Origin of the sequence: Xenorhabdus sp. SGI240 (assembly GCF_040081915.1) — a bacterium.
GTDB classification, from domain to species: domain Bacteria; phylum Pseudomonadota; class Gammaproteobacteria; order Enterobacterales; family Enterobacteriaceae; genus Xenorhabdus; species Xenorhabdus bakwenae.
On sequence record NZ_JBEBMB010000069.1, the window covers coordinates 21,773 to 42,559 of the forward strand.

At 45.1% G+C, this 20,787-nt stretch carries 16 protein-coding genes and 1 pseudogene; 6 read left to right on the forward strand and 11 right to left on the reverse strand.

Annotated features, from left to right (window positions below; genetic code table 11):
* Window positions 1-134 precede the first annotated feature (134 nt).
* Complete coding sequence (metG, locus tag ABLA76_RS14255; RefSeq protein WP_348988419.1) at window positions 135-2,162, reverse strand: methionine--tRNA ligase; 2,028 nt, start codon at window positions 2,160-2,162, stop codon at window positions 135-137.
* Window positions 2,163-2,345: 183 nt separating this feature from the next.
* Here metG and apbC point away from each other — a divergent pair, with 183 nt between their 5' ends.
* The 4 genes from apbC (at window position 2,346) to asmA (ending at window position 7,020) form a co-directional block, all read left to right on the forward strand.
* Window positions 2,346-3,458 carry an iron-sulfur cluster carrier protein ApbC gene (gene apbC / locus ABLA76_RS14260; RefSeq protein WP_348988420.1) on the forward strand — a complete coding sequence of 371 codons (1,113 nt, stop codon included), beginning with the start codon at window positions 2,346-2,348 and terminating at the stop codon, window positions 3,456-3,458.
* 359 nt (window positions 3,459-3,817) lie between these two features.
* Entirely contained in the window at window positions 3,818-4,459 is a 642-nt protein-coding gene (gene udk, locus ABLA76_RS14265) for a uridine kinase (protein WP_047766959.1), read from the forward strand.
* A gap of 47 nt (window positions 4,460-4,506) precedes the next feature.
* Window positions 4,507-5,088, forward strand: coding sequence for a dCTP deaminase (gene dcd / locus ABLA76_RS14270; RefSeq protein WP_047766961.1), 582 nt, complete (start codon window positions 4,507-4,509; stop codon window positions 5,086-5,088).
* 63 nt (window positions 5,089-5,151) lie between these two features.
* On the forward strand, window positions 5,152-7,020 hold the full coding sequence (gene asmA / locus ABLA76_RS14275) for an outer membrane assembly protein AsmA (protein ID WP_348988421.1): 1,869 nt from the start codon (window positions 5,152-5,154) through the stop codon (window positions 7,018-7,020).
* A gap of 46 nt (window positions 7,021-7,066) precedes the next feature.
* Here the strand turns inward: asmA and ABLA76_RS14280 are convergent, their stop codons facing one another.
* A complete protein-coding gene (locus ABLA76_RS14280) occupies window positions 7,067-9,343 on the reverse strand; it encodes a phage tail protein (RefSeq protein WP_348988422.1) in 2,277 nt (758 codons plus the stop codon).
* 255 nt (window positions 9,344-9,598) lie between these two features.
* Complete coding sequence (locus ABLA76_RS14285; RefSeq protein ID WP_348988423.1) at window positions 9,599-11,179, reverse strand: TerC family protein; 1,581 nt, start codon at window positions 11,177-11,179, stop codon at window positions 9,599-9,601.
* A 290-nt stretch (window positions 11,180-11,469) separates the two neighbouring features.
* Here ABLA76_RS14285 and gndA point away from each other — a divergent pair, with 290 nt between their 5' ends.
* Window positions 11,470-12,876 carry an NADP-dependent phosphogluconate dehydrogenase gene (gene gndA / locus ABLA76_RS14290; protein WP_348988424.1) on the forward strand — a complete coding sequence of 469 codons (1,407 nt, stop codon included), beginning with the start codon at window positions 11,470-11,472 and terminating at the stop codon, window positions 12,874-12,876.
* A 97-nt stretch (window positions 12,877-12,973) separates the two neighbouring features.
* Here the strand turns inward: gndA and ABLA76_RS14295 are convergent, their stop codons facing one another.
* Window positions 12,974-13,114, reverse strand: coding sequence for a hypothetical protein (locus tag ABLA76_RS14295; protein ID WP_348988425.1), 141 nt, complete (start codon window positions 13,112-13,114; stop codon window positions 12,974-12,976).
* A gap of 206 nt (window positions 13,115-13,320) precedes the next feature.
* Here ABLA76_RS14295 and yiaY point away from each other — a divergent pair, with 206 nt between their 5' ends.
* Entirely contained in the window at window positions 13,321-14,472 is a 1,152-nt protein-coding gene (yiaY, locus tag ABLA76_RS14300; RefSeq protein ID WP_348988426.1) for an L-threonine dehydrogenase, read from the forward strand.
* 76 nt (window positions 14,473-14,548) lie between these two features.
* Here the strand turns inward: yiaY and hisIE are convergent, their stop codons facing one another.
* The 7 genes and pseudogenes from hisIE to hisD all read right to left on the reverse strand — a co-directional run.
* Window positions 14,549-15,184: a bifunctional phosphoribosyl-AMP cyclohydrolase/phosphoribosyl-ATP diphosphatase HisIE gene (gene hisIE / locus ABLA76_RS14305; RefSeq protein ID WP_348988427.1), complete on the reverse strand. Its 636-nt coding sequence runs from the start codon at window positions 15,182-15,184 to the stop codon at window positions 14,549-14,551.
* Window positions 15,178-15,954, reverse strand: a complete 777-nt coding sequence (gene hisF, locus ABLA76_RS14310) for an imidazole glycerol phosphate synthase subunit HisF (RefSeq protein WP_348988428.1) — start codon at window positions 15,952-15,954, stop codon at window positions 15,178-15,180. Before hisF ends, hisIE begins: the two co-directional genes overlap by 7 nt.
* Window positions 15,936-16,673, reverse strand: a complete 738-nt coding sequence (gene hisA / locus ABLA76_RS14315; protein WP_348988429.1) for a 1-(5-phosphoribosyl)-5-[(5-phosphoribosylamino)methylideneamino]imidazole-4-carboxamide isomerase — start codon at window positions 16,671-16,673, stop codon at window positions 15,936-15,938. Before hisA ends, hisF begins: the two co-directional genes overlap by 19 nt.
* 4 nt (window positions 16,674-16,677) lie before the next feature.
* Window positions 16,678-17,268, reverse strand: a complete 591-nt coding sequence (gene hisH / locus ABLA76_RS14320) for an imidazole glycerol phosphate synthase subunit HisH (RefSeq protein ID WP_348988436.1) — start codon at window positions 17,266-17,268, stop codon at window positions 16,678-16,680.
* Between the two features lie 23 nt (window positions 17,269-17,291).
* On the reverse strand, window positions 17,292-18,359 hold the full coding sequence (hisB, locus tag ABLA76_RS14325; RefSeq protein WP_348988430.1) for a bifunctional histidinol-phosphatase/imidazoleglycerol-phosphate dehydratase HisB: 1,068 nt from the start codon (window positions 18,357-18,359) through the stop codon (window positions 17,292-17,294).
* Window positions 18,356-19,498 (reverse strand): histidinol-phosphate transaminase, encoded by a 1,143-nt coding sequence (hisC, locus tag ABLA76_RS14330; protein WP_348988437.1) that lies wholly within the window; start codon window positions 19,496-19,498, stop codon window positions 18,356-18,358. The genes hisB and hisC overlap by 4 nt, the downstream gene beginning before the upstream one ends.
* Window positions 19,484-20,785, reverse strand: a pseudogene (gene hisD, locus ABLA76_RS14335) (histidinol dehydrogenase); the annotation flags it as partial. The gene hisC and the pseudogene hisD, both read right to left, overlap by 15 nt.
* Window positions 20,786-20,787 lie beyond the last annotated feature (2 nt).

Here is a 20,787-nt window from a genome sequence, read left to right on the forward strand (position 1 = left end):
CAATATAACGAGGTTTTTATCATACGACTAACATTATAAATGTGCCATACATCACATTAAAAAGCGGGTCTTTTTTGGAACCCGCTTTGTTATCTAATTGATAATTAATGATATCTATTAAAAATATGCAACTATCATTTAACCTGCATACCGGGTTGGGCACCGCTGTCTGGGCTTAACAGGAAAATATCTTTTCCACCAGGACCTGCTGCCATCACCATACCTTCTGAAATACCGAAGCGCATCCTGCGTGGAGCAAGGTTGGCAACCATCACTGTCAGGCGGTTTTCCAGCGCCTTGGGATCAGGATAGGCTGAACGAATACCAGAGAAGACCTGGCGAGTTTCACCACCGAGATCAAGGGTTAATTTCAGTAACTTATCTGAACCTTCGACAAAATCAGCCTGTTTGATCAGGGCGATCCGCAGGTCAACCTTGGCAAAGTCATCAAATACAATGGGGTCCTGAATGGGATCATCTGCCAGCGGGCCTGTTACAGTTTGTTGTGGTTCGATGCTCTCTTTTGAATCAGCAACTATGGCTTCAATTTTCGCCATTTCGATGCGGTTGAACAGCGCCTTGAATGGTGAAACATCATGGTTCAACAAAGGTTGCTGGATGCCATCCCAAGTCAGTTCAGTATTCAGGAAGGCTTCTGCCCGTGCGGCCAAAGCCGGAAGTACAGGTTTCAGGTAAGTCATCAGCACGCGGAACAGGTTAATTCCCATTGAACAGATTGCTTGCAGATCAGCATCACGGCCTTCTTGTTTCGCCACAATCCACGGGGCTTGTTCATCAACATAGCGGTTAGCCAGATCGGCCAGTGCCATCATTTCACGGATCGCCTTGCCGAATTCACGATTGGTAAAATCTTCTGCAATGCCCTGTGCAGCATCGACGAATTTCTGGTATAGCGCAGGATCAGCGAGTTGCTCCGCCAGTTTGCCGCCAAAGCGCTTGTTGATAAAGCCCGCATTGCGTGAAGCAAGGTTAACCACTTTGTTAACGACATCGCTGTTTACACGCTGAACAAAATCTTCCAGATTCAGATCAATATCGTCAATACGGGAAGAGAGTTTTGCCGCGTAATAATAGCGCAGGCAGTCTGCATCCAGGTGTTTCAGATAAGTACTGGCCTTGATGAAGGTGCCACGGGACTTGGACATCTTAGTGCCGTTAACCGTGATATAACCGTGGACAAACAGGTTGGTTGGCTTACGGTAGTTACAGCCTTCCAACATGGCTGGCCAGAACAGACTGTGGAAATAAACGATGTCTTTGCCAATAAAATGGTAGAGATCGGCTTTGGAATCTTTCGCCCAGAACTCATCGAAATTCAGGTCATCACGTTTATCACACAGATTCTGGAACGAACCCATATAACCAATTGGGGCATCCAGCCAGACATAGAAATATTTACCTGGCTGATCGGGGATCTCAAAACCAAAATAAGGTGAATCACGGGTAATATCCCATTGTTGCAGCCCAGCTTCGAACCACTCCTGCATTTTATTAGCCACTTGCTCCTGCAAGGTGCCGGAACGCGTCCATTTTTGCAGCATATCGCTGAAAGCAGGCAGATCGAAGAAGAAATGCTCTGTATCACGCATTTCTGGCGTTGCGCCGGAGACAACAGAACGAGGATTAAGCAATTCCGTTGGGGAATAGGTGGTTCCGCAAACTTCACAGTTATCGCCGTACTGGTCTTCTGCCTTACATTTCGGGCAGGCACCTTTGACGAAACGGTCTGGCAGGAACATACTTTTTTCTGGATCAAATAATTGAGAAATTGTCCGGTTTTTAATGTAACCGTTCTTTTTCAGTTCCAGATAAATTTGGGAGGCAAGAACTCTGTTCTCTTCGCTGTGCGTAGAGTGGTAATTATCATAGCTGATGGCAAAACCGGCAAAATCCTGCTGATGCTCTAGGCTCACCTTGGCAATCATCTCTTCTGGAGAAATGCCACTCTGCTGTGCTTTCAGCATAATTGGTGTACCGTGGGCATCGTCGGCACAGACAAAGTGAACCTCTTTGCCGCGCATTCGATGATAACGAACCCAAATATCAGCCTGAATGTGTTCCAGAATATGACCGAGATGAATTGGACCGTTAGCATAAGGTAACGCACAGGTCACCAATAATTTGTTCGCGACTTGAGACATAGTTAGGATCAGACTTCCGTAAAGTGAAAAGGGTTTTTGATGTTACCTGATAAGGCGCGTTGCTGCTAGGGTAACGCGAGATCTTCGTCACTTTTACGGGTTACCTTTATCCGAAGTGGTTAGCTTCTGTTATGATGGCTGAACAGTTTTAGGTTTGAGAAAGATAAATCAAAAGGAGCTGGGATGAACTCACAATCCCCGGAGCAGACCAATCCTGACCTGCTGAAAAAACATGTTGCAAAGATATTAGCAACATTCAAACATGTGACCTTAGAGCAAGATTTGATTGCCCTGAAAGCATTACACCATTGCACTATGCTGGATGGGATACTGCATATTGAATTAACCATGCCGTTTGTCTGGAAACGCGCCTTCGAAATATTAAAGAAAGAAACCACCCAACGCTTGCAATCCGCGACGGGAGCAAAATCCGTTGAATGGCGATTAACCCACAATATCAGCACATTGCGTCGTGCCAATAATCTGCCGGGTGTTAATGGCGTGCGCAATATCGTGGCAGTCAGTTCAGGGAAAGGCGGCGTAGGGAAATCCAGCACAGCGGTGAATCTGGCGCTGGCGCTGGCACAGGAAGGCGCAAAAGTGGGCATTTTGGATGCAGATATTTATGGGCCATCCATTCCCAATATGCTTGGTACAGCCAAAGAGCGCCCGACTTCCCCTGATGGACAGCATATGGCACCAATTATGGTTCACAGCATGGCAACCAACTCCATCGGTTACCTTGTTACCGATGATAACGCGATGGTATGGCGTGGCCCGATGGCAAGCAAGGCCTTGATGCAGATGCTGCAAGATACGCTGTGGCCGGATCTGGATTATCTGGTGATTGATATGCCGCCAGGAACAGGCGATATCCAGCTAACCTTGTCCCAGAATATTCCGGTGACAGGCGCATTGGTTATCACAACCCCACAAGATATTGCCCTGATCGATGCGATGAAAGGCATCGTCATGTTTCAGAAAGTCAATGTGCCCGTGTTGGGTGTTGTTGAGAATATGAGCACCCACATTTGCAGTAACTGCGGTCATCATGAGTCCATTTTCGGCACGGGTGGGGCGGCAAAACTGGCAGAAAAATATCATTGCCAATTACTGGGGCAGATCCCGCTGCATATTTCACTGCGCGAAGATCTCGATCGGGGTGAACCGACGGTAAGCAGCCAGCCTGACAGTGAATTTGCCGATATTTATCGTGAGATTGCTGCCAATATTTCCGCCAAGATGTATTGGCAGGGCGAAAAAATCCCGACTGAAATTTCTTTTCGTGCAGTTTGATTAATGAGTTTAACTGTGTGTAACAGCGGTTGAGCGGTTGAGTAGAAAAAGTTGGTCAATGGCTCAATGGGTACAGAGTCATTGACCAGTACTCAATGTTTTCTCTATTTTCTACCGCAATATAACACCTTATCATCCGAGATCCGGTTGCACATTTTTGTGAAAATTATTTGCAGAATATTTTCCATCAGGGCATAAAATTGCGGGATTTTTATGCGAAGCGTATCGAAAAAAACGAGACTTATTCTGTTTACTCTGGAATAGAAGCCATTTACTCCCTATAATCCGCCAAACATGGTGTTAGCAAATACCATATTCCCGCTTTATTTTTTTCTTTATTTAACCAGGTTATTTTTAGTATGGCTGATGAAGCACATAAGTGTACAATCGTAGGTATTTCAGGTGCCTCCGCCTCAGGCAAAAGCCTTATTTCCAGCACACTTTATCGAGAATTACGGGCTCAGGTTGGTGATCACAATATCGGCGTTATTCCAGAAGATTGCTATTATAAAGATCAAACGGATACCCCGATGGAAGAGCGTCATAAAGTTAATTATGATCACCCAAATTCTATGGATCACGATTTGCTACTCGAGCATCTTCAGGCATTGAAAGCCGGAAAATCCATTGAATTGCCACAATATGACTACGTTGAGCACACCCGCAAACCTGAAGCCATTCATTTTGAACCGAAAAGAGTTATTATCCTCGAAGGTATCCTACTATTAACAGATAAGCGCTTACGCCAAGAACTGGACTTTTCCATTTTTGTCGATACGCCACTGGATATTTGTCTGATGCGCCGTATTAAGCGTGATGTGAATGAACGCGGACGTTCATTGGATTCCGTGATAGAGCAGTACAAGAGAACGGTGCGTCCAATGTACCTGCAATTTATCGAGCCATCGAAACAATATGCCGATATTATTGTGCCTCGTGGTGGAAAAAACCGCGTGGCCATTGATATCTTAAAAGCCAAGATTGGCCAATTTTGCGAATAATCTGTTATCCAGGTATTCATCAGTATCATCGTATTTGAGAGGAAATAATGCGACTCTGTGACCGTGACATTATTAAATGGCTAGATGAAGGTAAGCTGGTAATTACCCCTCGTCCCCCTGTAGAACGCATTAATGGGGCAACTGCTGATGTGCGCCTTGGGAATCAGTTTCGTGTTTTTCGTGGTCATACTGCCGCTTATATTGATTTGAGTGGGCCTAAGGCAGAAGTCAATGCGGCACTTGACCGTGTCATGAGCGATGAAATTACGTTGCCGGCGGGAGAAGCCTTTTTCCTCCATCCTGGCGAATTGGCTTTGGCAGTAACGCTGGAATCTGTCACACTGCCTGATAATTTAGTCGGTTGGTTGGATGGTCGCTCATCTTTGGCTCGTCTTGGTTTGATGGTTCATGTTACTGCGCATCGTATTGATCCAGGCTGGCAGGGACAAATTGTCCTGGAATTCTACAATTCAGGCAAACTGCCTTTAGCCTTGCGTCCTGGTATGGTAATAGGTGCATTGAGTTTTGAACCGCTTTCTGGCTCTGCTGAACGACCTTATAACCGACGTCAGGATGCTAAATATAAAAATCAGCAGGGAGCCGTAGGTAGCCGAATCAGTGAGGATTAATCTTTTCTGGTAAAAGCCTTCTGGTGAAAATAGTCTTCTTGTGAACATGAGACTGGGGAAGTCATGAAAAGGTTGTTGACGACACTCATTATTTTGTTGGTAGTCATTGTGGCTGGCCTGATGGCATTGGTTATGCTGGTTAATCCAAATGATTTTCGTGGCTATATAGTCAAACAAGTACAAAAGAAGAGTGGCTACCAGCTCGTGTTGCGGGATGACTTGCGCTGGCATGTTTGGCCCAAATTAAGCATTCTGACCGGTGAGATCTCTTTGACTGCTGAGAATGCCAGGATACCGACTATTGTGGCCGAAAATATGCGTCTGGATGTGGAGTTGCTGCCACTGCTGTCTCATCAACTCTCAGTCAAAGAGGTGATGTTGAAAGGGGCTGTTTTGCGATTCACACCGGATAGTCAGCCGAAAAAGCAGCCAGAAGCCCCGATTGCGCCGGAAAGTGATATTCATTATCCCGCCATCACGGGCAGCCAGAATTGGAAACTGGACATTGCCAGAATCAGGTTAGTGGATGGCCTACTGATCTGGCAACCCAATGAAAATTCACAATTAAATGTCCGTGATCTCAATTTATTGCTAGAACGAAGTGATCAAAATCACGTGAGACTTGGTCTGCGCAGTAAAATCAATAAAAATCAGCAAGAGCTGTCACTTAAACTCAATTCGTCGGTAGATATCTCTGATTATCCACAGCAGCTATCGGCCGACATGAATTCCTTTGAATACCAATTACAGGGAATGGGGTTACCATCGGCGGGTATTCAGGGAACGGGCAGTGCCATAGTGAAATATCAGGCTGCACCTGAATCGATTGCATTGCAAAAAATGGCATTGACGATGAATGATGGGAATGAGCTGAAAGGGAATATTACTGCCGTTTTGCAAGATAAACCGCAATATGCTATCAAATTGAGTTCGCCAAAATTCAATTTGGATAACGTGTTGGGGTGGGATGCCTTACCGAAAAATACGCCGCAGGCAAAACATGATTATCGGGTTGAAAATAATTCCTTAAAACCGGTGATTGCAACATCGGTTTCGGCATTGTCTAACTATGACCTTACCTTTTTGCAAGGGTTTGATGCTGATATCTCATTGACGGCAGATAAATTCGTTTATCAGGGTATGGATATTGACCATTTTGACTTGCAAGCTATCAATAACAGTGGCCTGACGGAAATCACAAAATTAAGTGGCAACGTATTTGGTGGGCATTTTGCGCTGCCGACTTCAATTGATGCCACGGTTGTTCCTGTAAAGCTACACACAAAGCCACTCTTACAGGGGATTGAGATACAACCTTTGTTAACTGCATTAGCATTGCCATCGATATTCAGCGGCCAGCTTAATGTTGACGGTGATCTTTTGGGAGAAGGTTACGATGAGTACGCTATTTCTCATTATTGGCAAGGTGATTTGAGTATCGATCTAAAAAACGCACGTCTGGCAGGATTGAATATTCCTCAGCTTATTCAACAATCTTTTGCACGGGCAACAGATCAAGTCAGCCAACCTACAAATACAAATGATTTCACTGAAGCTAAAAATATGTCAGTGAAAGCCCAATTGGAGCGCGGTGAGGTTAAAATCAGTGAACTTGCAGCAACTTCAGGCATGTTCAATATTCAAGGGCAAGGAAAAGCCAATTTATTGAAACAGAACACCGATGTTTCATTATGGGTGCAATTAACCAATGGCTGGGGTAAGCAGAACGAATTGGTGCGTCGTTTGGCGCAGTTACAAATTCCACTGCGGGTTTATGGTGACTGGAACAATCTGCAATATGCGTTGAATGTAGAACCCATGTTGCGTGATGAATTACAGCAGAAGGCCAAAAAATCGATCAAAGATTGGCTCGAAAATAACAGCGACAATGAAAACCTTAAGGCGCTGGAAGGTCTGCTGAATAAAAAATAGGTGATCGCTTCGGCGATCACCTGATTTACTGAACTTACGGTTTTTATTAATACCCTACAACCTGATAATAGAAGTTCGGAACCCAACCTGATTGAGGTGTCGTGACGGATATTGTTAAGGTATCCTTCGACAAACCATCCCCGTTTGCATTGCCTCGTTGTGTTTTGATATCTGCCAGATAACCGGGGCGTTGATTATCAAAATTATCTCCGACAACACTAGCCTGGCATGAGATGATGCCATTTGGCAAAGTAGTGGGCAGTTTGATTTTATAGAAATGAGTATAGTAAGTCATTCCGCCAATCTCGGCTGCATGAGAATCCCCAATGGGTTCACTACCTACCGCAACCCCATTTATCATGAGTATTTCACCCAGCTTGATGATGGTGTGTTCGTCCGTGATTCGACGTGACTCAATATCAGATCCAATCAGATTACCCAAGCCTAAATTTCTTACAAAGGCCTGTTTATCAGGAATATCCGCCCCGTTTTTGCTTTTCGCCAGTCGGCTATCAGCTTCAGTTTTGGCTGCTATCGCATTAGTATTGGCATCACTCGCTAATGTTTCAACTTTGCTAATATGAGTATCAATCTCTACTTTGCTATAAGCGCCTACATCAGAAGCGGTAAGTTTAATATCGGATAATAGGGCCTTGCCATTGACGGTGCGGGTGAGTGGCACTCGGCCATCGGCATTGTTATTAGCTTTATTTGCCAGACCCTTAAGGTCTTCAAGGCGATTGTCTGCCTCTACTTTGGTATAGGCATTCACATCAGAAGCAGTCAGATTAATATCAGATAACAGAGCCTTACCATTCACAGTACGAGTTAATGGGACTTTGTGCTCTGCACTGTTACTGGCATTATTCGCTGTTTCCTTGACTTCATCGATAAGGATATTGATCTCTGCCTTGTTATAGGTATCGACATTGGCTGCGGTGAGTTCAATATCTGTTGACAGTTCTTTGCCGTTGATCTTACGGGTTAATGGCACTTTACTGTCAGCAAGTTGAACAGCAGAATTCGCTGTCTGGTTGGCGGCATCAGCCAGTTTTTCAACTTTGCTGATATTATCATCGAGTTCCGCTTTATTGTAAGTCCCAACATCAGCCGCATCCAATTCAATATCGGTTGTCAACTCTTTGTTATTGATCTTACGGGATTCGGGAACTTTTTTGCTAAGCTCTTGAATAGCCGTATTGGCGTTGTTATTGGCAGTGTCAGCCGCTTGCTGAACTGTGTTGATTCGATCATCAATTTCTTTCTTATCGTAGGTGCCAACATCACTTACGGTTAATTGTATGTCTGCGATCAATGCCTTGCCATTGATCTTGCGATTTGTCGGGACTTTCTGATCCAACTGTTTAAGGGCTTTGTTGGCATTTTCATTGGCAATGTTAGCCGACTTTTCAACATTTCCGATAAGCCCATCGACGTCCTGCCGACTGTAAGCATTGACATCCAGTGCGGTAAGTTCGATATCGGTTAACAGCTCTTTGCCGTTGATCTTACGAGATAATGGAACTTTAGTGCATGCCAGATCAAAAGCTTTTTTGGCTGATAGATTAACGTCATCAATAAGAGAGTCTGTTTGAATTTTGTCATAGGCACCGACATCCGTTGCTGTCAATTCAATATCTTTGGACAGTTCCTTACTATTAACTTGACGTGTTGATGGCACATATTTGTTGGTTGAAAGTATCGAATTAACTGATTCATTGGCTTGATTAGCTAATTCGTATGTCGTTTTAACCGCTTTAGGCGTTGCAGCATGAACTTCGCTGTTACTGTTGATTTCATTACTTAACGCTACAAGGCCTTTTTTCTCTAAAGTTGCATTTGGATGGTTACGGCTTTCGGCGTGTTCTTTAATTTTTCCTCTCACATAATTGCGAGAGGCGAAGCCGGAAAGCAGTTCTTTTATCCACCCTGTCAGGCCATTGTTGCTAACCGTCAGAGCCATACGGATAGCTTGTTCCTGAGATTCTGGTTTGTAGAGTTCGGCACAATTTCCTACCGCAATCAATGTGCCGTCTTTATCGAATAGACCCATTTCACGAACCCACCAATTACCTTCACCTTCAGGAAGTATCTGTTCGGCGATAATTTGATCGGGTGTTTGGGGGTTGATGATTAAGGCATCAAGTTCAGCGCGATGCTTTTCATTAATCAATCTGAATTGGTTGGGATTGGGAGTGGGGGAATTACCACCACCATCACCTACAGCCATATGGGTAATTTCAAGTTTGATACCTGATGAGGCGGCTCTTTCCAGTTTTTCTGTGCCAGCTTGTGTCAATAATGCAAAATATTTTGTACTCATATAAACCCTCACTTTATCAACAATCAATAGATGTATTGCTAACTCAGCCACAAGAGATATTTTGTAGGACTCTTGGACCCTATGAAGGCGGTATGACATCTCCGCTAATTACCATTGAACGGGCTTATTGTACTTAGGGGAGGGCATAAACAAATACTTTAAAAATTAAATCAAACTGATAAAACTTATAGGAATAAAAAAACCGGGTTTATGCCGGTTTTTTCTCAGTAGGTGATATCGTTTTAATATCGTGGGTTATATTTCTGCCGTTTCTTCAACGGTCAGTGGAGTAATTTTCACTTTATTGATGCGATGACTGGTGATTTCCAGCGCTTCAAACAGATAGTCACTAATCTTCAATTGCTCACCTTGTTGTGGGATGCGTTGCAAATGCTCCATCAACAAGCCAGCTAGTGTTTGGTATTCCCGTTTTTCATCCAATGGCAGAGGCACATAAAGCACCAAATCTTCCAGGGGCATAAATCCATTGGCAATCCAATATCCCTCTTCCATAACCTGAATATCATGGCGAGCGTCGATCTCTCCGCTACCTACAGGGAGATTACCTGTAATCGTTTCCATCACATCGGTGACGGTAACCACCCCTTCGACAGAACCGAATTCATCGACGACAAAGGCAAAATGGGTTTGTGCCTTACGGAATTGTTCCAACGCCTGTAGTAAAGAAAGCGATTCCGGGAAAATTAACGGTTGCTGAACTAACTTCCTTAAATCGAAAGTATTTTGCATCAGTTGTTGATTAAGGATATCAATCACATGTACAACGCCAAGCGGCTCGTCACCACTCTGTTCATCGGTGACCACAATTCGCGTGTGTGGTTTTTGCTCCAGTAGCGCGGTTAACTTTTCAGCAGGGGAATGGACATCAAGATAAATCACATCATGGCGTGAAGTCATGATGCTACTGACGGTACGTTGTGCCATGCTGAGAACGCGGGCGATCATCTGGCGTTCCTGAGGCTCAAAGAGTTCTTTGTTATCTGCATGATCTGCAATCAGGTCAGAAGTATGGTTATCCAACGCAGCGTTTTCACGTTTGCCATTTAAAATGTGAAGAACAGCTTCTGCGGTTCTTTCGCGCAGGGAACGGGAAGCGCTCAGGAACTTACGGCGATTGAACTGAGCGAACAGGTTCAGTGCTTCAATCATGATGGAGAAGCCGATGGCAGCATAGAGATAGCCTTTCGGAATCGGGTAGCCAAAGCCTTCTGCAACCAGGCTAAAACCGATCATTAGCAAGAAACTAAGACACAGGATCACGATGGTGGGGTGCGCATTGACAAATTTTGTCAGTGGCTTGCTGGCCCATATCATCAGGATCATGGCAATGGTTACCGCAGCCATCATGATACCAATATGATTGACCATTCCTACGGCAGTGATAACAGAATCCAGAGAGAATACGGCATCTAAGACGATAATTTGCACAACAACCGCCCAGAAGCTAGCCCCTTTGCGTTGTTGACTGGTATGCAGCATTTCTCCTTCTAACCGTTCATTTAATTCCATTGTCGCTTTGAACAGCAAGAAGATCCCTCCTGTCAGCATAATTAAATCACGGGCACTGAAAGGATGTTCCCATAAAATCACCAGGGGATTTGTTAGGGAAATGAGCCAGGATAAGCTAAATAGCAGCAATATCCTCATAAGAAGGGCGCAGGAAAGCCCTGTCAGGCGAGCTTTGTCTCTCTCTTTTTCAGGTAGTTTATCTGCCAGAATGGCAATGAATATTAAGTTGTCTATTCCGAGAACAATTTCTAAAACGATAAGTGTGGCCAGACCTGCCCATATCGTCGGATCAGCGATCCATTCCATATAATTCGTTTTGCCTTTTAGTGGGACGGCACTTGCCGACTATTAAATAATGCGTACTGAAATGCGAAATATCAATAGCTGATTTATCTCAGTTGGAAATTTTTTCGGCAAAAAAACGTCATGACGATATCGATTGCATCAATAACTACCGCCGATGTCCATTCCTGAGTTAACATGTGACCTCATTAACAAATTGCCCACTCTGTTTTGTTGCATACGGTATGTATTACACAGGGTATTACGTATGACATCTTGGGTGGGCGGCAGTCATTATTAGACGGGAGTTATTCATGTCCAAACAGCAGATCGGTGTTGTCGGTATGGCGGTAATGGGGCGCAACCTGGCGTTGAATATTGAAAGCCGTGGTTACTCTGTTTCTATTTTTAACCGCTCCAGCGATAAAACAGATGAAGTTATTGCTGAAAATCCAGGGAAAAAATTAGTTCCAAGTTATTCCATTGAAGAGTTTGTCGATTCGCTGGAAAAGCCACGTCGTATTCTGTTGATGGTTAAGGCGGGTGAAGCTACGGATAAAACCATAGCATCACTGATGCCACATTTGGATAAGGGTGACATTCTGATCGATGGTGGTAACACCTATTTTCAGGATACTATTCGCCGTAACCGTGAGTTGTCTGCTCAGGGCATTAATTTTATCGGCACGGGTGTTTCTGGTGGTGAAGAAGGTGCATTGAAAGGCCCTTCAATTATGCCGGGCGGTCAGAAAGAAGCTTATGAGTTGGTGGCCCCCATTCTAAAAGAGATCGCTGCTCAAGTTGATGGTGAGCCTTGTGTGACTTATATCGGTGCAGATGGTGCAGGCCATTATGTGAAGATGGTTCACAATGGCATTGAATATGGTGATATGCAATTGATTGCAGAAGCCTATTCTCTGTTGAAAAATTCATTGGACCTGAGCAATCAGGCGCTGGCTGAAGTGTTCAGTGATTGGAACCAGGGGGAGCTAAGCAGCTACTTGATCGAAATTACTGCTGATATTTTCCGTAAGCAAGATGAAGACGGAAAATATTTGGTTGATGTGATTCTGGATGAAGCGGCCAACAAAGGCACGGGTAAATGGACCAGCCAAAGCTCGCTGGATCTGGGTATTCCGGTAACACTTATTACCGAATCTGTCTTTGCACGCTACATTTCTTCCCTGAAAGATCAGCGCGTAGCCGCATCTAAGGTATTGTCAGGCCCGGAAGTTCAGCCATTTAACGGAGATAAGGCGGAGTTTATTGAGAAAGTCCGTCGCGCCCTGTACCTGGGTAAGATTGTTTCTTACGCGCAAGGGTTTCAGCAGTTGAAGGCCGCCTCAGATGAGCACAACTGGGATCTGAACTACGGCGAGATTGCCAAGATCTTCCGGGCGGGCTGTATTATTCGTGCGCAATTCCTGCAAAAAATCACTGATGCATACAATGAAAACCCAGCGATTGCTAACCTGCTTTTAGCCCCTTACTTCAAACAAATCGCAGATGAATATCAGCAAGCGCTGCGTGATGTTGTTTCTTACGGTGTGCAGAATGGTATCCCAACGCCAACATTCTCCGCTGCCATCTCTTATTATGACAGCTATCGTTCCGCTGTCTTGCCGGCTAACCTGATTCAGGCACAGCGTGATTACTTTGGTGCGCACACTTACAAGCGTACTGATAAAGAAGGTGTTTTCCATACTGAGTGGTTGGACTAATCATTAGATATCTTTATAAGATATAACTATTGCCAAAGTTAAGGTGCTGAGTTTTCAGCACCTTTTTGGTGAAATAACGTGAAGTAAAAGTAAAGTATCAATCTGGAGGTTGCCACTTAAGCAATCGTTGGGCAAATCTCTCCAACCAATGTGCTATCTCTGCATCATGAAGATAAAGAAATGTCGCGGTAACGAGGATAGCAAGGCTGATTATTACCAGAACAAAAATATTATTCATATAATAGTCACCTATTTTCGTCTGGTTGAATTATAGCAAAATATTCTCCTGTATAAACTTAAGGTAAACTGATACCTGTTTTTTCCTTCCTGCATAGGCAAATATTGATTTTGATCAAAATTACTGAGAGAGATCAGTGTCACATTGTAAATCAATTCTCTCATCTTGATATTTGGAATACTTCCGAAAAATCTAAGGAGTTTCAAATGGCAGCATCAACTTTCTTTATCCCGCCTGTGAATAAAATCGGTATGGGATGTATGGCTGAAGCCGTTGAATTAATAAAAAATTATGGCTACGGACAAGCTCTAATTGTCACTGACCGCGTGCTAAACGAGATTGGTGTTGTTGGAAAAGTGCAGGCGTTACTGGCGGATGTTGGAATAAAAAGTGCAATTTATGATGGCACAAATCCAAACCCGACTACGATTAATGTTGGAGAAGGTTTGCAGGTTCTGCGCCAGCATAACTGTGATTGTGTGATCTCTTTAGGTGGTGGTTCGCCGCATGACTGTGCAAAAGGTATTGCGTTGGTGGCAGCTAATGGCGGAGACATTCGTGATTATGAAGGCGTCGATCGTTCAGCTAAACCACAGTTACCTTTGATTGCCATCAATACGACTGCGGGCACGGCTTCTGAAATGACACGCTTTTGTATTATTACGGATGTTGAGCGTCATATCAAAATGGCAATTGTGGATAAAAATGTAACGCCTATTTTGTCAGTTAATGATTCTACATTGATGGCGGGGATGCCAAAAGGATTGACTGCCGCTACGGGGATGGATGCATTGACTCATGCTATTGAGGCTTATGTCTCTACGGCGGCAAACCCGATTACTGATGCCTGCGCGTTGAAAGCGGTGACCATGATCAGCCATTATCTGCGTCGTGCTGTTGAAGATGGCAATGACATGGAAGCGCGTGAGAATATGGCTTATGCTCAGTTTTTGGCAGGTATGGCATTCAATAATGCATCCTTGGGCTATGTCCATGCTATGGCACACCAGCTAGGGGGATTTTATGATTTGCCCCATGGTGTTTGCAATGCGGTCTTATTGCCACATGTGCAGCGCTTCAATGCAAAAGTTTCTGCCACACGCCTGAAAGAGATTGCGGCGGCTATGGGCGTTGAAGTTGGTGCTTTAAATGATGCACAAGGGGCTAAGGCTTGTATTCAGGCAATCAGTGAATTGGCAAAAGATGTGAATATTCCGTCAGGTTTGTCAGCGTTGAACGTAAAAGAGGAAGATTTACCAATACTGGCAACCAATGCATTGAAAGATGCCTGCGGATTTACTAACCCAATTCAAGCGTCACATGAAGAAATCATTACTATCTTTAAGGCAGCAATGTAGCTCCAGTGAGTAAGCCACTTCGTTTATGTGTTTGTTGACGAAGTGGCGCGGTTAATCTCAATTCTTGCATCGGAAATTACTTTTTGGCTGAATGTCGTTTCCGCAATTGACGGATGATACTACTGAGATCGAGTTTTTGATCCTGGAGTAGAACCAGCAGATGATAGAGCAAATCTGCGGCTTCGTTGGTTAATTCTTCCCGATCATTAACTGTAGCGGCTAATGCGGTTTCGACGCCTTCTTCGCCAACTTTTTGGGCGATGCGTTTTGTGCCACTGGCATATAAGCGAGCGGTATAGGAACTGTCCGCTGAGGCATTTTTTCGGCTTGCCAGTAATTGTTCCAATTCATAGAGAAAGCCCCATTCGGTTTGTGCGGGAGCAAAACAACTCTCATTACCTTTATGGCAGGTAGGACCAGTAGGATCGACCAGGGCTAGCAGAGTATCATTATCACAGTCGGGATAGATACCGATCAGATTCAGGAAGTGGCCGGAGCTTTCGCCTTTTGTCCACAATCGTTGTTTAGTGCGGGAAAAAAAGGTCACTTTGCCAGAATTGAGCGTGACATTCAGTGCATCCTGATCCATATAGCCTAGCATTAACACGGTTCCAGAGATGGCATGTTGGACGATGACGGGCATCAGATTATCCACTTTTTCCCAATCTAGGTTCTCAATTTCTTGAGTTGTTAATTGCTGTGTTGTCAACATGTCCTAACCTCGATGCCCTGTATGGCAAGATATTGTTTGAGTTCACTGATGTTAATGATCTGTTTGTGAAAAACAGAGGCAGCCAAAGCTCCATCAACATTTGCAAGCCGGAAAGCATCAAGGAAATGTTCTGGTGCTCCGGCCCCTCCAGAAGCAATTAATGGTACAGAACAGACACCACGCACTAATTTCAATTGCGTGAGATCATAGCCATTACGAACCCCATCCTGATTCATCATATTCAGGACGATTTCACCCGCGCCGCGTTGTTGCACTTCTTTGATCCAATCCAATGTCTGCCAACGGGTTGCAGCTGTACGTCTTTCATCTCCGGTAAATTGGTAAACCTGATAGTTATGAGTATCCTCATCAAACCACGTATCAATGCCCACGACGACACATTGGACACCGTAGCGATCAGCCAGACGGTTAATCAGGTCTGGATCAGCTAAGGCTGGGGAGTTGATGGAAATTTTATCTGCACCGAATGCTAAAATTTGCCCTGCTTCTTCCACGGTTTTAATACCACCCGCTACGCAGAAAGGGATATCGATAACTTCAGCGACTTTCGCCACCCAGCTTTTATCTACCACCCGGCCATCGGAAGAGGCGGTAATATCGTAAAATACCAACTCATCCGCCCCTTCCTGAGCATAGCGCTGGGCGAGGGGAACAATATCGCCAATAATCTTATGGTTGCGGAATTGTACGCCTTTAACGACTTGTCCATCACGGACATCCAGACATGGAATTATGCGTTTTGCCAACATTGGATAGCCTCCGTTAGGGTAAATTTTCCTTCCAGTAGTGCGCGTCCGACAATGACTCCTGTCACACCTGATGCAGGCAGGGGAGAGATATCGGTGAGACTGCCAATGCCGCCGGAAGCCTGAAATTGGATTTGCGGATATTGCTGGCTGATTTCCTGATAGAGCGCAATATTGGAGCCGCTTAATGTGCCGTCTCGGGAAATATCGGTGCATAGAACATGTTTGAGTCCGACAGGGAGATACTGCTCAATGACGTACTCAAGGGTAGCGTTGCTGTTTTCTTGCCAACCGCTAATGGCGACTTGTTTTATCCCATCTGCATTGATACGAACATCCAATGCCAGCACAATGGCTTCTGCCCCGTAGTTTTGCAACCATTGTTTGATTAATTCAGGCTGTGTAATTGCCGTGGAACCAATGACAACTCGGCTTGCACCTGCTTCAAGCAATACTTTTATATCTGCTTCGGAGCGGATGCCCCCACCAACTTGAACGGGAACAGTAACACCTGTCAGTAGCTCTTTTAAGAGTGCAATTTGGCGTTTGGCAGGATCTTTGGCACCCGTCAAGTCCACTAAATGCAGTAACTGAGCGCCTTCCTGTGCATATTGTTGTAAGCGAGAGAGCGGAGAGCTGCCATAATCCCGGCGTTGGCTATAATTTCCCTGATGCAAACGCACCACATTGCCATCAATTAAATCTAATGCGGGTATAATCATGCGGTTACATCTCCAAAAAGTTTTTTAATAATTGTGCGCCTGCTGCCCCTGAACGTTCAGGATGGAATTGCACACCAAAGAAATTGTTTTTTGCAATAGCGCTGCTAAATGTATTGCCATATTCAGTTTGGGCAGTCGTATATTCACCGACAGGCAGGGCATAACTGTGAACAAAATAGAAACGGGAATTATTTGCAATAGAGTGAAACAGCGGATTGCCTGTCTGCGCTTTCACCTGATTCCAGCCTATATGTGGTAATGGCAGATCTGCGGTCATCATTTTTTTGACAGGCGCGTCAATGAGCTGCAATAGAGGGATATTATCTCCTTCCTCACTGACACGCGCCAGCAATTGCATACCGAGACAAATACCTAATACGGGCTGGGTAAGAGCATTAATCAAGGGAATTAATTGTCGTTGTTCAAGTTGTTTCATCGCGGCAGTCGCCGTACCTACCCCCGGCAGAAATAGTTTATCGGCTGTTTGAACAATATCCGCGTCTAAACTCACCGTGGGTTCATAACCTAACCGACGGATGGCATAGGTAACAGAAGCGAGGTTAGCGCAGCCTGTATCTAGAATAACAACGTTCATCATGGCTTCCTTTATCGCCTTTCCTATAAAACACCTTTGGAACTTGGTAAGATTTTGCCCTCTACGCGAATAGCTTGGCGTAAAGTTCGGCCAAAGACTTTAAACAGGCTTTCTGCCCGATGGTGATCGTTCTTGCCTTTGGTTTTCAAGTGTAAGGTGCATCCCATTGTGTAAGAAAGGGAGCGGAAAAAATGTTCGATCATTTCTGTACTCAAATCGCCAACCCGCGGGTGTTTAAATTCAGCTTTATATTCAAGATGTGGGCGCCCGGAAATATCCAGAGAGCAGCGAGCAAGGCATTCATCCATTGGCAACATAAAGCCAAATCTGGCAATGCCGCGTTTATCCCCCAATGCCTGCTTTAAAGCTTCTCCTAGTGCGAGACCGGTATCTTCAACAGTATGATGATCGTCAATATAGAGATCACCCTTGACCTGGATATTCATGCGGAAGCCGCCGTGAGTTGCGATTTGATCTAACATATGATCGAAAAAACCGACGCCCGTATTGATACGGCTTTCTCCTTCACGATCCAACCAAATTTCAATATCGATAGCGGTCTCTTTGGTTTTTCGTTCGACATGGGCATGGCGATCTTTACGGGTCAGTTGTTCACAAATGAGCGGCCATCCTAATGATTCGGGCTGGTAGCGAATGCCCTTGATCCCCATATTCTGGGCTAATTGCAGATCGGTTTCCCGATCACCGATGACATAACTGTTGTCAGTATCAATGACATCGTCTGCCAGATATTTTTGTACCAACCCAAGTTTGGGTTTACGGCAATGACAGTTATCTTCTGGTTTATGTGGGCAAATCAGGACCTCTTCAAAATGGAGACCTTGTGAAGTGAAAACCTGCATCATCAAGGCATGAGGTGGCTCAAAATCCGCTTGTGGAAAACTAGCCGTACCTAACCCGTCCTGATTAGTGATCATCACTAATTTATAATCGGCCTTTTGCAGGGCGAGTAAGGCCGGGATCACTCCAGCTTCAAAAGCCAATTTATCAAGGCGATCAACTTGATAATCACTGAGTGGTTCGGTGATTAATGTTCCATCGCGGTCAATAAAAAGCATTTTCTGACTCATGGGTTTTCTGTTTCCTTGATTTGTTGAGGTTGTTCGGAAAGCGCACTAATGGCACGAACCAACTGTTCACATTCATTCCGGTTGCCGACGGTAATGCGCAGGCAATTCGTTAATCCTGGTTGTTTACGCTGGTCACGCAGGATGATCCCTTGTTCCCATAGCGTTTTAAATACAAGCTCTGCATCGGTAAATTTCACCAAAATATAGTTGGTTTCGCTTGGAAATACGTTTTCAACCAACGCCAGTTTACTGAGAGCTTGCTGGAGATAAGCCCGATTGTTGCGGATCTCTGTCACCCGATTTCTCATTGTTGCAATGCCTGCTTTAGTGAGTGCTTGTGCCGCGATATCAGCAACAGGCGTCGCCAGTGGGTAAGGGGCAATCACTTTTAGCATCAGTGCGATGATATCGGCAGAGGCCAGCGTAAATCCACAACGTAATCCAGCCAAAGCAAAAGCTTTCGAGAGGGTTCGCAAAATAACTAAGTGAGGATAGTCTTGTAGCCAACGGGTGGTAGCATGGGTCGTTGTGTGTTGTGGACAAAATTCGATGTAGGCCTCATCAATAGCAACAATGGCACGGTTACGGGCTAATTCAAGGATCTGGCGTAATGCCGCAGGATCAATCAGGTTGCCTGTCGGATTGTTGGGGCTACAGATATAGATAAGCTTGACGCGATCCAGATTATTTTTGATAGCGGCAATATCAGGTTGCCAGTCGGCGCTGGCAGGAATTTTTTTCTGTTCTACACCGAAAGTTTCGGCGCTAACGCTGTACATACCATAGGTTGGTGGGCAAAACAGAACCGCATCTCGTCCTGGCTCGCAGAAAACGCGGATCAGCAGTTCGATAGATTCATCGGCTCCCCGGCTGGCAAGAACTTGCTCTGGTTGCAGGCCAACGTAATCGGCATAGCGTTGAATAACTGTGGCGGGTTGGCATTCAGGATAGCGGTTGAGCGTATTTTCAGTGAACTGGAAATCGGGTGCGATGGGGTATTCATTCGCATTTAACCAAATATCACCACGACCACCCAGACGGCGGGCAGACATATAAGGGACTAATTTGCGAACGTTTTCTCTTGCCAATGAATTGATATCAAAAACTGTACTCATGATTGTTCCGTTCAAAGCAGCCATACGTAACGTAATAGCATTTTTGTGCCCGATAAGCTGTTCTGCTTGTGCCAGTGTTTCGATAGTGGGGGCGAGTTTTTTTAATCCTTGCGGTGTGATCCGCTGGACGGTCATTCTTTTCAGGAAATCAGCCAGGCCGAGACTGGAATAGGTTGAAGTATAGCCATAGGTAGGCAGAACGTGATTGGTGCCGGAAGCGTAATCTCCGGCGGATTCAGGCGACCAGTCACCAAGAAAAATAGAACCGGCGTTGGTAATCTGCTCAAGTAGTTGTTCAGGCTGACGAGTTTGGAGGATCAAGTGTTCTGGACCATATTGGTTGCTGATTGCGACGCACTGGTCGAGATCTTGCGTAATAATTATCCGGCTGGCTTGCAAGGCCTGGATTGCGATCTGCTGACGTGGCAAAGCGATGAGTTGGGTTTCAATTTCATGGATAACTTTTTTAGCTAAATTTTCATCGGGAGTTAGCAGTATCACTTGAGAGTCGGGACCGTGTTCTGCTTGTGAAAGCAGGTCTGCTGCCGTAAATACGGGATTGGCTCCGCTGTCAGCAATAACCAATACTTCGGACGGGCCTGCGGGCATATCGATTGCCGCGCCGTCAATCTGTTGGCTGACCTGACGTTTGGCCTCTGTTACCCATGCATTTCCGGGACCAAAAATTTTGTCAACTTTGGCAACGGATTCTGTGCCGAATGCCATTGCGGCAATCGCCTGGGCACCACCGATTTGAAATATTTCGCTGATCCCACATAGTTGTGCAGCATAGAGTATTTCATCGGCAATAGGGGGGGGAGAACACAAGATAACGTTACGGCAACCGGCAATGTTGGCGGGTGTACCTAACATCAATACCGTTGAGGGCAGGGGAGCAGAGCCGCCGGGAATATAGAGTCCAACTGAATCTATTGGGCGCGTCACTTGTTGGCAGCGAACCCCTGGCAGTGTTTCGACATCAACTTCTGCCGGTTTTTGTGCTTCGTGGAATTGACGGATATTATTCATAGCCTGTTGCATAGCCTGCTTGATTTCAGGCGTCAGGCGAGTGACCGCTGCATTCACTTCATTGGCAGAAATCTGGATGGTTTCAACAGTGGTTTTGTCGAAACGTTGGCAGAACTCTTTTAATGCTTGATCGCCGCGAGTTTTTACGGTTGCCAGAATCTGTTTTACTGTACTGGCAATATCGTCGGACGCAGCAATAGCTGGACGGGTCAGCAATATTTTTTGTTGTTCTGGCGTACATGATTGCCAGCGAATGATGGTGTTAAAATTAGCGTTCATCAAGG

What these genes read in the sequence shown, in the direction of transcription:
- gndA (WP_348988424.1), top strand. Translation starts at nt 11,470, where the DNA reads ATGTCCAAACAGCAGATCGGTGTTGTCGGTATGGCGGTAATGGGGCGC.
- hisA (WP_348988429.1), bottom strand. Translation starts at nt 16,673, where the DNA reads ATGATTATACCCGCATTAGATTTAATTGATGGCAATGTGGTGCGTTTG.
- asmA (WP_348988421.1), top strand. Translation starts at nt 5,152, where the DNA reads ATGAAAAGGTTGTTGACGACACTCATTATTTTGTTGGTAGTCATTGTG.
- ABLA76_RS14295 (WP_348988425.1), bottom strand. Translation starts at nt 13,114, where the DNA reads ATGAATAATATTTTTGTTCTGGTAATAATCAGCCTTGCTATCCTCGTT.
- hisB (WP_348988430.1), bottom strand. Translation starts at nt 18,359, where the DNA reads ATGAGTCAGAAAATGCTTTTTATTGACCGCGATGGAACATTAATCACC.
- apbC (WP_348988420.1), top strand. Translation starts at nt 2,346, where the DNA reads ATGAACTCACAATCCCCGGAGCAGACCAATCCTGACCTGCTGAAAAAA.
- dcd (WP_047766961.1), top strand. Translation starts at nt 4,507, where the DNA reads ATGCGACTCTGTGACCGTGACATTATTAAATGGCTAGATGAAGGTAAG.
- ABLA76_RS14280 (WP_348988422.1), bottom strand. Translation starts at nt 9,343, where the DNA reads ATGAGTACAAAATATTTTGCATTATTGACACAAGCTGGCACAGAAAAA.
- udk (WP_047766959.1), top strand. Translation starts at nt 3,818, where the DNA reads ATGGCTGATGAAGCACATAAGTGTACAATCGTAGGTATTTCAGGTGCC.
- hisH (WP_348988436.1), bottom strand. Translation starts at nt 17,268, where the DNA reads ATGAACGTTGTTATTCTAGATACAGGCTGCGCTAACCTCGCTTCTGTT.
- ABLA76_RS14285 (WP_348988423.1), bottom strand. Translation starts at nt 11,179, where the DNA reads ATGGAATGGATCGCTGATCCGACGATATGGGCAGGTCTGGCCACACTT.
- hisIE (WP_348988427.1), bottom strand. Translation starts at nt 15,184, where the DNA reads ATGTTGACAACACAGCAATTAACAACTCAAGAAATTGAGAACCTAGAT.
- hisF (WP_348988428.1), bottom strand. Translation starts at nt 15,954, where the DNA reads ATGTTGGCAAAACGCATAATTCCATGTCTGGATGTCCGTGATGGACAA.
- yiaY (WP_348988426.1), top strand. Translation starts at nt 13,321, where the DNA reads ATGGCAGCATCAACTTTCTTTATCCCGCCTGTGAATAAAATCGGTATG.
- metG (WP_348988419.1), bottom strand. Translation starts at nt 2,162, where the DNA reads ATGTCTCAAGTCGCGAACAAATTATTGGTGACCTGTGCGTTACCTTAT.
- hisC (WP_348988437.1), bottom strand. Translation starts at nt 19,498, where the DNA reads ATGGCTGCTTTGAACGGAACAATCATGAGTACAGTTTTTGATATCAAT.